11 protein-coding genes are annotated in these 12,907 nt (G+C 65.0%); 3 read left to right on the top strand and 8 right to left on the bottom strand.

All coding sequences use genetic code 11. The annotated features are described in order from the left end of the window. Positions 1 to 17 precede the first annotated feature (17 nt). The 3 genes from Mal64_RS02670 to Mal64_RS02680 all read left to right on the top strand — a co-directional run bounded on the left by Mal64_RS02670 (position 18) and on the right by Mal64_RS02680 (position 3,405). The gene (locus tag Mal64_RS02670; protein ID WP_146396654.1) at positions 18 to 806 is read left to right on the top strand and encodes an AMP nucleosidase; all 789 of its coding nucleotides are present in this window, start codon (positions 18 to 20) and stop codon (positions 804 to 806) included. Positions 807 to 1,011: 205 nt separating this feature from the next. Next, a complete protein-coding gene (locus tag Mal64_RS02675) occupies positions 1,012 to 2,223 on the top strand; it encodes a DUF1559 family PulG-like putative transporter (RefSeq protein ID WP_197525377.1) in 1,212 nt (403 codons plus the stop codon). Between the two features lie 156 nt (positions 2,224 to 2,379). Next, positions 2,380 to 3,405 carry an endonuclease/exonuclease/phosphatase family protein gene (locus tag Mal64_RS02680; protein ID WP_146396659.1) on the top strand — a complete coding sequence of 342 codons (1,026 nt, stop codon included), beginning with the start codon at positions 2,380 to 2,382 and terminating at the stop codon, positions 3,403 to 3,405. Between the two features lie 52 nt (positions 3,406 to 3,457). On the opposite strand, the gene Mal64_RS02685 is transcribed toward Mal64_RS02680, so the two are convergent. From Mal64_RS02685 to hslV, 8 genes are all read right to left on the bottom strand, one after another. Then, the gene (locus Mal64_RS02685) at positions 3,458 to 4,864 is read right to left on the bottom strand and encodes a POT family MFS transporter (RefSeq protein WP_197525378.1); all 1,407 of its coding nucleotides are present in this window, start codon (positions 4,862 to 4,864) and stop codon (positions 3,458 to 3,460) included. A gap of 77 nt (positions 4,865 to 4,941) precedes the next feature. Continuing rightward, positions 4,942 to 6,813 carry a sodium:solute symporter family protein gene (locus tag Mal64_RS02690; protein WP_146396662.1) on the bottom strand — a complete coding sequence of 624 codons (1,872 nt, stop codon included), beginning with the start codon at positions 6,811 to 6,813 and terminating at the stop codon, positions 4,942 to 4,944. Next, the gene (locus Mal64_RS02695; RefSeq protein ID WP_231993563.1) at positions 6,810 to 7,082 is read right to left on the bottom strand and encodes a DUF4212 domain-containing protein; all 273 of its coding nucleotides are present in this window, start codon (positions 7,080 to 7,082) and stop codon (positions 6,810 to 6,812) included. The genes Mal64_RS02690 and Mal64_RS02695 overlap by 4 nt, the downstream gene beginning before the upstream one ends. 86 nt (positions 7,083 to 7,168) lie before the next feature. Then, positions 7,169 to 7,957, bottom strand: a complete 789-nt coding sequence (locus Mal64_RS02700; protein WP_146396665.1) for a hypothetical protein — start codon at positions 7,955 to 7,957, stop codon at positions 7,169 to 7,171. A gap of 189 nt (positions 7,958 to 8,146) precedes the next feature. Further along, positions 8,147 to 9,544 (bottom strand): ammonia-forming cytochrome c nitrite reductase subunit c552, encoded by a 1,398-nt coding sequence (locus Mal64_RS02705; RefSeq protein WP_146396668.1) that lies wholly within the window; start codon positions 9,542 to 9,544, stop codon positions 8,147 to 8,149. A gap of 76 nt (positions 9,545 to 9,620) precedes the next feature. Then, positions 9,621 to 10,118: a cytochrome c nitrite reductase small subunit gene (gene nrfH, locus Mal64_RS02710; protein ID WP_146396671.1), complete on the bottom strand. Its 498-nt coding sequence runs from the start codon at positions 10,116 to 10,118 to the stop codon at positions 9,621 to 9,623. A gap of 479 nt (positions 10,119 to 10,597) precedes the next feature. Beyond that, a complete protein-coding gene (gene hslU / locus Mal64_RS02715) occupies positions 10,598 to 11,947 on the bottom strand; it encodes an ATP-dependent protease ATPase subunit HslU (RefSeq protein WP_146396674.1) in 1,350 nt (449 codons plus the stop codon). A 149-nt stretch (positions 11,948 to 12,096) separates the two neighbouring features. Further along, on the bottom strand, positions 12,097 to 12,648 hold the full coding sequence (gene hslV, locus Mal64_RS02720; protein ID WP_146396678.1) for an ATP-dependent protease subunit HslV: 552 nt from the start codon (positions 12,646 to 12,648) through the stop codon (positions 12,097 to 12,099). Positions 12,649 to 12,907 lie beyond the last annotated feature (259 nt).

Consider the following 12,907-nt stretch of genomic DNA (forward strand, 5'->3'; position numbering starts at 1 on the left):
GCTGACCCGAATCGTCCATGACTTACTCCTCGCAGGTCACGAAGGTACAGATCGCCGAGGATTGGCTGCCCCGTTACACCGGCATGCCCCTCGACGCGTTCGGCGATTACGTCCTGCTAACGAACTTCCGCGACTACGTCGATCGTTTTGCTCGGCAATTCGACTGCGAGGTGTTCGGCAAGAACCGCCCGATGCAGGCCGCGAGCAACGACCACGGGCTCACCATCATCAATTTCGGCATCGGCTCGCCGAACGCCGCGACGATCATGGACCTGCTGACGGCCCGCATGCCCAAAGCGACGCTCTTTCTGGGCAAGTGCGGTGGGCTGAAGCACTCGACCGAGATCGGTCACTTCATCCTGCCGATCGGGGCGATCCGCGGCGAAGGGACCAGCGACGATTACCTGCCGCCCCCCGTGCCCGCCCTGCCCTCCTTCAAATTGCACAAGTTCGTCTCGGAGAAGCTCGTCGAGCAAGGTTTCGACTACCGCACCGGGGTGATCTACACCACCAACCGCCGGGTCTGGGAGCACGACGCGGCGTTCCGCGAGCAGCTGCGTTCGTACACGCCGATCGCGATCGACATGGAGACCGCCACGCTGTTCATCGTGGGACACACGAACCAGATCGCCCGCGGCGCCCTGCTGCTGGTGACCGACGTGCCGACCTCGCCCGACGGCATCAAGACCTCGGAGAGCGACGCCGCGGTCACCCGCGATTGGTCGCAGGTGCATCTCGATCTGGGGATACGCTCGTTGGCCGACATCGAGGAAAAGGGCGAGGAAATCAAGCACTTCCACTACTGAGCAGCGGCTCCGCCGAGCGTGCCGCTGCGGGGCGCGCACGTTGGGCCTTCCCGTTGGGACAACGGAAATCCGAGAGCCCCCGCTAAATCGAGTCCAAAGTTGGACGGATGGGGCTCTACCGTGTTAAGATTTGGCCTAATTCGCGATGCTGGCATGGCCGCTGGCGACGCCGATCCCGCCCCACTCCCCCCCTGCTCAATCCGCCATGCTCACGAAGAAGCCGCGCGGCGCCGCTCAGACGGCCGCCTTCACACTCGTCGAGTTGCTCGTGGTGATCGCCATCATCGGCATCCTGGTCGCTCTGCTGTTGCCGGCGGTGCAATCGGCCCGCGAGTCGGCCCGGCGAATCTCTTGCGTCAACAAGGTCAAGCAGGTCGGCCTGGCATGCGCCAATTACCAGAGCGCGAACAAGGTGTTCCCCAAGGGCCGTGGCTGGCCCGATTGGACGATCAGCGGATCGATCGCGAGCGGATCGAGCTATCAGTCTATCGACCCGAACGATAACAACTCAGTAACCGAGACCTACTCCGTTCATGTCCGCGTTCTGCCCTACATGGAAGAGCAGAACATCTACGATTTGATCGATTTCAATAGGCCTTTCGGGCCGTTGATGACGTCGAACGGCGTCCCGGTGAATCCCAATTACCAGGCCCTCAGCCAAGCGGCCAACATCTTCGTATGTCCTAGCGACGCTAATACGGGGATCGGCGTTTCGGAAAACAATTACGTTTACAACTTCGGCGGCGACACGCCCTACGCCGGCGCCGACTCGGCCGGCAGCAAGCAGATCAACCAGACCGCCTCGGTCACGGTTCCGGCCTTGGGAAAGACCTTCGAACTGAACAGCGGAGGCAATGGGGCCTTTACGATCGCCGAAGGGATCAAGCCGGGAAAGTTTATCGACGGGCTTTCAAAGACGGCGATGTGGTCGGAGCGTATCAAGGGCCAGGGGGGCGACCCGCTTGGGACTCCCACCCTGGCCGAGATGCGGCGTGTCGAGCCCGCCATGGCTAGCTTTAAGCAGGCGCTCAACGTCGTCATTTACCCACGCTGCCTTGCCCTCCCGCTCGATGCGGGCAATCAATACACCCATGTCGCGTTTGGTCGCTGGCTCCAAACGCCCACCTCAAACGGCGACACCTTCACCAACGGTTGGCCGATCGCGGCTTATTCCAGCACGATGTACAACCACGTGGCTGAACCCAACGCCCCCGGCATGGACTGCGGGAGCAGCTATATCTCTGATCGGCCGTGGGAATACTCCATGGTCTCGGCGCGTAGTATGCACGGCGGCGGGGTCGTGAACGTCTGCTTTGCCGATGGGCACGTGGCTGCGGTGACGGACAGCATCGACCTGGAAGTTTGGAGAGCCGCCGGAACCCGCAACGGCGAAGAAAGTCTCTCGATCGACTTCTGATCAATGGCTTTCACCACCCCGGTGGCGCATGCGGGGGGCGAAAACAGCCGTTTTTTGCGGCCGGTGCTTCCTACCCCGAGCGGGTCGGTCTAGGCTTGAGGGCTCTCCCTTGGATTCGCCTAAGCCCGTTTACCCCACCGCACCGCCTGCCCGCCGATGACTCCTTCCCTTCGCTGCGCCGCGCTTTCGCTGACCGCCCTGCTGCTCTCGCCGCTCGCCGTGGCCGAGACGCCCGTGCGTCTCGTCACGTTCAACGCCGAGATCCTCACGGCGCCGCGCGTGCGGGCCGGGCAGCTGAATAAGTTCCGCTTCGATTACGCCCGCACCGAGCACCTGGAGCGGGTCGCCCACGTGATCGAGACGCTCTCGCCCGACATCCTCAACCTGGTCGAGGTCACCAGCGTCGAGGCGGTCGACCAGCTCGTCGAACTGCTCCACGCCAAGGGCATGGATGACTACCAGGGCTACCACGTCGAGAGCAACGACTCGTTCAGCGGCATGGACGTGGCGCTGATCACCCGCTTGCCGGTCGACGAGGTCGACGGCGCCAAGATCCGCACGATCTACTCCGAGCGCGGCGACCCGACCTGGTCCCAGGCCTTCTCGTTCACCGGCTGGGAGGGCGATCACCGCACGAGCGGCACGTCGCTGTCGCGCAACGCGATGTACTTCATGACCGTCGACGGCTGGAAGCTCGGCTTCATGGGCCTGCACCTCAAGTCGAACCCCAGCGACAACTACTCCAACGCGAAGCGTGGCGCCGAGGCCGTGCTCGTGCAGCGGGCGATCCGGGGCGAGATCACGCCGCGCGGCTACCTGCCGGTGGTCCTGGGCGACCTGAACGATTACGACCCCGAGGTGCCCGACCGCGACGAGACACGCAGCACGGTCACCACGGTGATCGCCGACTTGAAGGACTACGACCCCGAGAGCCCGGGCCCCGAGCTCTTCAACTCCGCGAAGTTCATCAAGCGGCAGGAAGACCGCTACACCTCGCACTGGGACTGGAACGAGAACGGTGCGGCGGACAGCGACGACGTGATGACGATGATCGACCACGTGCTGCTTCCCACGGAGCTCGAGCCTTTCGTCAAGCGTGTGCACGTCGCCCACGTGGTGGGTTTGGACACGTCGGACCACTTCCCAGTGGTGGTCGATCTGGTGCTGCCCCACAAGGAGTGAGCGTCTTTGAGTCGCCCCCTCCCGACCAGAGGCTTGGTCGGGGCTAAAAGTCTCACGGCTTCGCCACGGCGAGTTCTTCGACCTCGTCCCCCTGCAGATACGTTCGGCCGCGGTAGAACTGCGACCAGACGACGTACGCGCACGCCGTGATCAGCATGCCCACGGTGAAGAACCAGTAGTAGCTTGCTCCGGGCAGCATCACGCTGCCGTCCTCGCGAACGATGAAGATGTTCACGAGCGCCGTGAAGGCATTGCCCACCGAGATGCTGAGCATGCAGAACGCCATGATGATCGACTTCATCTTCCGTGGCGCCTGGGTGTAGAAGAACTCGAGCATCGTGATCGAGATCAGCAGTTCGGAGACGGTGAGCACGAAGTAGGCCAGCACCTGCCAATAGATAGTGGGCGTCTCGCCCGCCTGGATCAGGGTCTCGGCGTAGCCGGCGATGGCGAACGCCCCGGCGGCGACGAACATGCCGGCCCCGATCTTCCGCAGCGGCGTCAGTAGCACAAAGCGGCCCGCAAAGGGGTAAACGACGTACGTGAGCAGCGGGATCAGGGTGAGCACGAACATCGAATTGACGGCCTGGAACTGAGCGGCCGACGGTTCGACCGAGCCGAATAGCACTCGGTCCATCTTCTCGGCTTGCAGCACCCAGGCGCTGGCGGTCTGATCGAACAGCGACCAGAACATCGCCACAAACAGCAAGAGCGGCGTCAGGTTCAGCATGGCCCGCAGGCCGTCGTCGCCGAACGTCTCACGCCAGTAGGAGGGCCCCGCCGGCGGCACATGGACGAATCGGTTCCGGCCGAGCCAGAAAACGAACGTGGCGACCGCCATCAGCACGCCCGGCACGCCGAACGCCCACGCCGTGCCGAGCCGGTCGAGCAAGATCGGCGTGAGCAGCATCGAGAAGAACGCCCCGAAGTTGATCGAGAAGTAGAACCAACCGTAGACCCGCTCGATCAGCGGCGCGTTCGCCCTGCCGAACTGGTCGCCCACATGCGAGGTAACGCAAGGCTTGATGCCGCCCGCTCCGAGCGCAATAAGCCCCAGCCCGGCGTAGAGCACCCAGCGAGGTTCGACGCCGTTGATGGGGACATCGACGAAGGCGAGCACGCCGTGCCCCGCGCAATAGAACAGCGACAGCCACAGGATCGTGGGGTACTTGCCCCACCAGCGGTCGGCGATCAGGGCGCCGATGAACGGCGTGATGTAAACGGCGGCCACAAACCAGCCGAGCAGCGCCTTCGCCTCCTCGGCGGTCATCGGCGCCAGCGCCCCGGACGAGTCCATCAGGTGCTTCGTGACGAAGACCGTCAGGATGGCCTTCATGCCGTAGAAGCTGAACCGCTCGGCCGCCTCGTTGCCGACGATGTAAGGGATGCCGGGCGGCATCGTCGTCCGCTCGGGGTCGGGCGCGGTGCGGTAGGGCGACTGGCTGGCGGTGTCGGACAAGGCGGCGCCTCGTGGTGCGGAGGGATCAGGCGGTTCAGGCCTCGGATTCTAGCCGAATCCGCCTCGCCACGCCGACCTCAGTCGTGGGCCGCGTCGCTCTCGTCGAAGTGCGCGTCGGGGTCGTGGCTGCCCGCGGGCACACGGACCGACTCGACGAGACGCTGCACCCGCTCGGGCGGAGCGGGCGTCATGCGCGACACGACGAGCGTGATCACCAGGTTCAGCAGGCAACCGATGGCGCCGATCCCCTCGGCGCTCACGCCCCACGCACGGTCGTCGAGCCAAGGCTCGGCGACGCCGAAGATCTTGTCGGCCCGGGCGGCGGCGATGTAGCTGGCCGTGAAGATCAGGCCCACGAGCATGCCGGCCGTGGCGCCCTCGCGGTTGGTCCGCTTGTCGAACACGCCCAAGAGGATGATCGGGAAGAAGCTCGCCGCCGCCAGCCCGAAGGCGAACGCCACGACCTGGGCGACGAACCCGGGAGGGTTTACGCCAAAGTAGCCGGCCACCCCGATCGCGGCGACAATCGCCCAGCGGCCCACGGCCACCCGCTTGGCCTCGCTCGCGGTGCGATCGAAGAAGTGGAAGTAAAGATCATGGGCGATCGACGAGCTGATCACGAGCATCAGCCCGGCGGCCGTGGAGAGGGCCGCGGCCAAGCCGCCCGTAGCCACCAGCGCGACGACCCACGGCGCCAGCCGTGCGATCTCGGGCGTGGCGAGCACGATGATATCGCGGTCGATCACCGCCTCGGCGAACGCCCCATCGGTGTTCGTCATGTCGATCACCCCGTCGCCGTTCGCGTCGTTGAACCGGATCATGCCGGTCCGCTGCCAGCTGTCGACCCACTCGATCGGGCGGCCCGGGCTGTCGGGATCGGCCGCATCGCCAGCCGTGGTGAGCGTGTAGATCGCGAGGCCGTTCTCGCCGTCGGCCGCATCGAGCCGCTCGATGCTGGAGACCTCGGCGCCGTGCAGCGTTTGCAGCAGGTTCGTGCGGGCGAACATCGCCAGCGCCGGCGCCGTGGTGTAGAGCAACGAGATGAAAATCAGCGCCCAGAACCCCGACCAGCGGGCCGCGCGCACGCTCTTGGTGGTGTAGAACCGCACGATCACGTGCGGCAGACCGGCCGTGCCGACCATCAGCGCGAACGTGAAGCAGACCACGTCGAGCATCGAGCGCCCCCCGGCGGAGAACGGCTCGGTGTACTCGGCGAATCCGAGGTCGGCTTGCAGGGCGTTGAGCTTCGGCCCGATGTCCGAGAAGACCATGCCGAGCTGCGGCACGGGGTTGCCGGTGAGCTTGCAGGAGAGGGCCACGGCGGGGATCAGGAAGGCGACGATCAGCACGCCGAACTGCACCACCTGGGTCCAGGTGATGCCCTTCATGCCTCCCAAGACGGCGAACAAGCCGACGACGACCATGCCGACCACCACGCCGTGCCAGACGGGAACCTCGAGGAAACGGCTGAAGACGATGCCGACGCCGCGCATCTGGCCGGCGACGTAGGTCATCGAGATGAAGATCGCGCAAAAGGCGGCGATCACGCGGGCCGTCTCGCTGTAGTACCGCTCGCCGACGAAGTCGGGCACAGTGTACTTGCCAAACTTCCGCAGGTAGGGCGCCAAGAGCAGCGTGAGCAGCACGTAGCCGCCGGTCCAGCCCATCAGGTAGACCGAGCCGTCGTAGCCCATAAAGCTGATCAGCCCGGCCATCGACAGGAACGAGGCGGCGCTCATCCAGTCGGCGGCCGTGGCGGCGCCGTTGGCCATCGGCGGCACGCCGTGGCCCGCGACGTAAAACCCCTCGGTCTCTTTGACCCGGCTGCTCCAGCCGATGTAGAGGTACGCGCTGAACGTCACGGTGACGAACACGTAAGTCCACGTGAGCGTCGACCAGCCGGCCGCCAGCAGCGAGGCCGATCCCAAACATGTCTCGAGCGGCGTCATTCTTCGAACCCGTGTTTGCGGTCGAGCTGTTGCATGCGCAAGGCGTAGATGAGCACCAGCACAACGAACACGTAGATCGACCCCTGCTGGGCGACCCAGAAACCGAGCGGCAGGCCGCCGATCGAGAGCCGGTTGAGCTGCTCGACGAACACGATACCGGCGCCGTAAGAAACGGCGGCCCAGATTGAGAGTAACACGGCGATCAGCCGCAGGTTGGCTCGCCAGTAAGCGCGGGCGCGCTCGGGCAGGTCGTCCCGGTTGGGGGACACGGCTTCGGGAGAGTTCTCGTTCAAGGCGACAGCCCGGGGGAGGAGACGGCTAAGCCGTGCTAGCTTAGGCGGCCCGGGCGGGCGGTTCAACCGCCGTCGTTCGCCGTCGAGGTCTCCTGCTCCGCCGGCTGGACAAGCTCTTCGGGCTGCGCCTCTTGGGCGACCGGGGCGTCGGGGTCCAACTCGGGCGGTCCCCCGCTGATCTTGTCTTGGCCCGCCCGCTGCTCGATGACGTACAAGATGCGGTCGGTGGCGCCGCGGTCGTACTTGTAGTCATCGACAACAAACGTGCGGCGCCGGCCCGACGCTTGGTATTTGACCTTGGCGATGCCCTTGTCGCGCCACTGCTTCTTGACGATCTCGGTCACCGCGTCGTAAGGCATCGATTCGCCCCAACTGGTCTCGACACCGCTCTCGGTCGCCTCGATCCAGCGGCCGTTCGAGCGCCAGACCGTGATCAGCATCCAGGCGCCGGCGATAAAGGTAAGGATCGCCATCAGGTACTGCTGCAAGATGTCGTTGACCGTGCGTAGCTTGGCCGGCGGCTCGGTCGGCCAGCCGTTGGCCTCGGCCTCGGCCTCCCAAGCGGCGTTGAAGGCCTCGTTGCTGCCTTTCGCGTAGAGTTTGGCTAGCAGCAAGTAATGGGCCGCCTCGCCGTGCACTTCTTCGGGGATTGCGCTGAGCTTCTCGATGTCTTCGTCCGAGACGAGTCCGTCGGACAGCTCCATCAGCGCCTCGCCCCGCACCTGCTGCGATGGGTAGCTGATCGCGCCGTCGTAGAGGCAATAGAGCATGAAGGCCAAGGCCCCCAGCCCCATGTAGAGAAACCGGCGGTAGAACTTCGGGTTGTTGTTCGCGCGGATCGGGAATTCCATGTCGTGGAAAGGGCCGGCGGGGCCCTGCAGAGGACGGATCGGGGGAGGGAAAGCTCTCCCGCGAGTCTAATCGACCGCGGCCCATCCGGCGACCAACCTCCCCGGGCGCGCGGGGCAATCGCCCCTAAGAGGCGCCGCTTTTGACGGTCGCAACGGTCGGGCCAGGGGGGCGCGACTCCGGGCAGGCCGTTACTCGGCGGCCCCGCTCTCCCCTTCGAGAGCCTGGGCCAGGGCCACCTGGCCGAGCCGCGTGGCGTTGATCGACTCGCCCAAGATGCGGGCCGACTCCTGGGGGGCGTGGAACCCGGAGGAATTCTCCGCCTCGACGTAGTCGACGTAGAAGCTCGCCTTGCGCTGATGCTGCTGCGCCTCGCTGAGCTGCTCGTCGGTCGCCCCCGCCTCCTTGGCCGCCTTGATGTCGTCGATCAGGTCGACCAGGGCGTCGAGCGTGATCTCCACCAAACGGCGGTGACGGGTCTGGATCGACTCGGCGCGGGCGACCAGCTCCTCGTCGCTGTACTTGTGGCACGTGCCGCAGGCGTTGTTCACGTTCAGCAGCGGGCTCTGGACGTGGTGGTCGCTGATCTTCGTGGCCCCCACGCGTTTGTACGGCATGTGGCAGTCGGAGCAGGTCACCCCGCTGCGGGCGTGGATCCCCTGGCTCCAGGTCTCGAACTCGGGGTGCTGCGCCTTGAGCATCGGGGCGCCGGTCTCGGCGTGGGTCCAGTCCTTGAAGCCGGTCTCCTCGTAGTACTCGTAGGCGCCGTCGACCGTCAGGCCGTTGGCCCAGGGGTAGGTGAGCCGCTTCTTGTCGCCCTTGAAGTAGTACTCCACGTGGCACTGGGCGCAGACGTAGGTGCGCATCTCGTGCCGCGTGGCCATCGTGTTGACGTCGTAGTCTTCGATCCCCTCGTGCGCTTTGGCGGCGGCGATGCCCTCCATGAACGCCGGGCGGGTGACCCTGAGCGCCATCGTGTCCGCGTCGTGGCAATCGATGCAGGCGACCGGGTGCTCGAGGTGCTCCTTGGCCTCCATGTACGGCATGGCGTTGAGTTTTTCGAAGCCGACAAACAGGTCGCCGTCGCCCAGCTCCTTCATCGCCACGAAGGTCGAGGCGTGGCAGTTGATGCAGGTTCCCGGCTGGCCGACCTTCTGCCGCTCGGTGTAGAGCTGGTCGGTCAGCATGTAGGCGTGGCCGCGCTCTTCACGGAAGTCCTTGCTGAAGGCGTAGCCGGCCCACATGCGGCGGAGCTGCGGGACCGTGTCGAGCTTGCTCTTGGAGACGATGTCGCGCGGGTCCTCATCCGTAGGGACGTTCGGCATCGCCTCGCTGCCGCCGTAGGTGGTTTGCACCATGTCGGCGGTCTTCAGGTAATCGTCGTACTGCAGCGGGTAGTTGCGTCCCCAGAGCTCGGGGTCGGTCGTGTCGTTCGATATCTCGACCACCCGCACCGAGGGAGTGAGCGCCTCGTGCTTCCGCTCGGCGATGTTCAGCAGCATGTACCCGGCGAAGAAGCAAGCCAAGCCCGAGACGAGGGCCACCAGCAAGAGGGCGCCGAGGGTGATTTTGGCCGTGCGAAGTTTCATGTTCGTCTTTCGTGAGGACGGCGGCGACCATCCGGAGCCGCTCTCGCCGTTCGTCGTTCGGTTTTCAACGATTGCTTTAGGTGTCGTGCCCTACGGTCGCGTGGCAATGCAGGCACGACACGCCCTCTTCCGCCGCGTGGCTGCCGCCGTGGGGTGTGATCTCGTCGACGAGCGCCGCGTGACACTCACGGCAGTTGTGCTCCACAACGCCACGGTTGTAAGCGTGCATCTGGATCTCGTCCGGGTAGTCGCCCGTGGTGAACGCCAGCGAGTGGAAGAACCCGTTGCGCGACTTGCAGTAGTACTTGCCGATCAAGTCGTGCGGGGCGTGGCAATCGTTGCACGAGGCGAACTTGCCGTGCGACGACTTGTGCCAAGCGTCGAGGTGCTCGGTCATCGCGTGGCAGTTGGCGCACGCTTCGGGACGGTTCGAGAGGTAGGAGGCGCCGTCGGCGTAGCCGAACGTGAAGGCCCCCAGGCCGCCTGCCCCGCCCAACAGCGAGGCGATCAGCAGATACAGCAAGGCGGCGCCGCTGAATAGCTTGCCGCCGCGAGTCGATAGCCTGCGTCGCATAAGATGAGCCCGAGGAGCCATTCGCCATTCAAAGACAGCGATGATCGGGCGTCATCGTACCCCGTTGCTCCGCGCCGTCTACAGACGTAAGACGCTATCCACGAAAGTTCCGATTAAAACAATTTACGATGGCAAAATTGCGACAGCGAAAACCACGCTGCCGTTACGACGCAACGTCAGGGCGCACAGCGAGACGCTAGAGCGGTTTGCTCATAGGTGTAGACGCTCGGCTCGCGATCGGCGTGATGGCTTCGTCAGCCTGCATCGACAATGCACCGCATTGCCTGCTTCGGCTTCCTCGCCACGCCGCCAATCGCTTCCCCGCTCGTCCACACCAATTCGAATACCGCTCTAAGCCACGCCACTCTCCCGATCGCCATCGGCGAGAGGGAATGGAAAGAAACAAGACCGCCGGCATCGGCTTTAGGCCATGAGCCGGTCCAAAGCATCACGAGCAGCAACACAAAGAGTGACCGCCGTTAAAGGATGTAGCGGCTGAGGTCTTCGTCCTTAGTGACCGCTTCCAAACGCTCTTTGACGTAAGCGGCGTTGATGGGAACCCGGCCGCCGTTCATCTCGGGGGCCTCGTACGAGAGCTCGTCGAGCAGCCGCTCCATCATCGTGTTCAGGCGCCGAGCGCCGATGTTCTGCATCGACTGGTTCACTTCGAACGCGTACTCGGCCAACGCCTCGATCGCGCTGTCGTCGAACTCGATCTCCACCCGCTCGGTTCCCAGGAGGGCCTGGTACTGCTTGGTGAGCGAGCCCTTCGGCTCGGTGAGGATGCGGACAAAGTCCTCCTTCGTGAGGTCGCTCAGCTCGACGCGGATCGGGAACCGACCCTGCAGCTCGGGCATCAGGTCGCTGGGCGAGACCTTGTGGAACGCCCCGGCCGCGACGAACAAGATATGGTCGGTCTTCACGTAGCCGTAGCGGGTCTGCACCGTCGTGCCCTCGACAATCGGCAGCAGGTCGCGCTGCACGCCTTGGCGCGAAACGTCGGCGCCCTTGCCCCCTTCGGTCGCGACGACCTTATCGATCTCGTCGAGGAACACGATCCCCAGGTCTTGCGCCAGCTCGATCGCCTTGGCGTTAACCTGCTCGGCGTTGATGAGCGACTCGCACGCCTGCTCGAAGAGCACCTCGCGGGCCTCGCTCACCGGCAGCTCGCGGCGATTGACCTGCTTGGGGAGCATCTTCTCGATCATCCCCTGCAGGTCGATGTCCATCGAGTCGCCCCCGCCGGGGCCGCCCATGCCGGGGATCATCATCGCCTGCGCCTTACGCTCGACCGTGATCTCGACCTTGCGGTCCTCCAGTTCCCCGCCGACAAGCATCGCGCGCATCTTCTCACGGGTCCGCTTGTGGCTCTCGGCCGGGTCGTCGGCGCCCGGGCCGACGTCGATCGACGCCGGGGCCGGGACGAGCAGGTCCAAGATCCGCTCGTCGACCTTGCGGTGGGCCTCCTCTTCGACGCGTTCCTTCTCGCTCGTACGCACCAGGCCGATGGCGTTCTCCACCAGATCGCGGATCATGCTCTCCACGTCGCGGCCGTAGTAGCCGACCTCGGTGTACTTCGAGGCCTCGACCTTGATAAACGGCGCGCCGGTGAGCGTGGCCAGCCGGCGGGAGATCTCGGTCTTGCCGACGCCCGTGGGTCCGATCAGCAAGATGTTCTTGGGCGACACCTCTTTGCGCAACTCGTCGTCGAGCTGCTGACGGCGCCAGCGGTTGCGCACCGCCACCGCCACGGCGCGTTTGGCGTCGGCCTGGCCGACGATGTGGCGGTCGAGTTCTTCGACGATCTGCTTGGGAGTCAGGTCACGCATCGAGGCTGAGTGCTTTGGTGAGGGAAGGAGTGGGTGAGCCGTCGTCGGTGAGGCTCGAACGGACTGCAAATTGAAAATTGCAAATTTGAAATCGCAAACAATCACTTTGCAATTTGCAATCGAGCTAGCATGACGCCGCGTCTGTGCGATCAATCGCCGCCCAAGGTCTCGACCACAATGCTGTGGTTCGTGTAGACGCAGATATCGCCCGCGATGCGGAGCGCCTCGCGGACGATCTCTTCGGCAGACATCGAGGAGTGCTCCACGAGCGCCCGGGCAGCGGCGGTGGCGAAGTTGCCCCCCGAGCCGATGCCCAAGACGCCGTCGGTCGGCTGGATCACGTCGCCCGTGCCGGAGACCAGCAAGGTGTTCTCAACGTCGGCCACGGCGATCATCGCCTCGAGCCGTCGCAACGCGCGGTCCATCCGCCAGTCCTTGGCGAGCTCCGTGGCGGCGCGGGGCATGTTCTTCGGGTAGTCCTTGAGTTTCGCCTCGAACCGCTCCAGGAGCGCGAACGCGTCGGCCGCCGAGCCGGCGAATCCGGTGATCACCCGTCCCTCGCCCAGCACGCGGACCTTGCGGGCGTCGGACTTCATCACGGTGTCGCCGAGGCTCACCTGGCCGTCGCCCCCCATCGCCACGCGACCGTCCTTGCGGACAGTGAGGATCGTTGTCGAACGTGTGCGGGGTCGCTTGGGCATGCGGGCTTGGGCCAATCGGGAAGGGGCGGGATATCGTGGGCAGGGCCTTGGCTTAGGGTACGACCATTGTCGGCGCCGCCGCCGCTGCGGGCCAGGGCCCCCCCACGCCCCTTCAGGTGCGACTGCCCTTCACGCGAATCAGTCAAGCGGCCGGGGCTTGCAAAGCGCGCTTTTGTCACTCGCCGCCCGGCCGCATTTCGCGCACACGTGTGTCGGGTCACGCACCAGCAGCACGAGCTCGGCAAACCGCTCGCGCAGC

Source organism: Pseudobythopirellula maris, from assembly GCF_007859945.1.
Classification (GTDB): Bacteria; Planctomycetota; Planctomycetia; order Pirellulales; family Lacipirellulaceae; genus Pseudobythopirellula; species Pseudobythopirellula maris.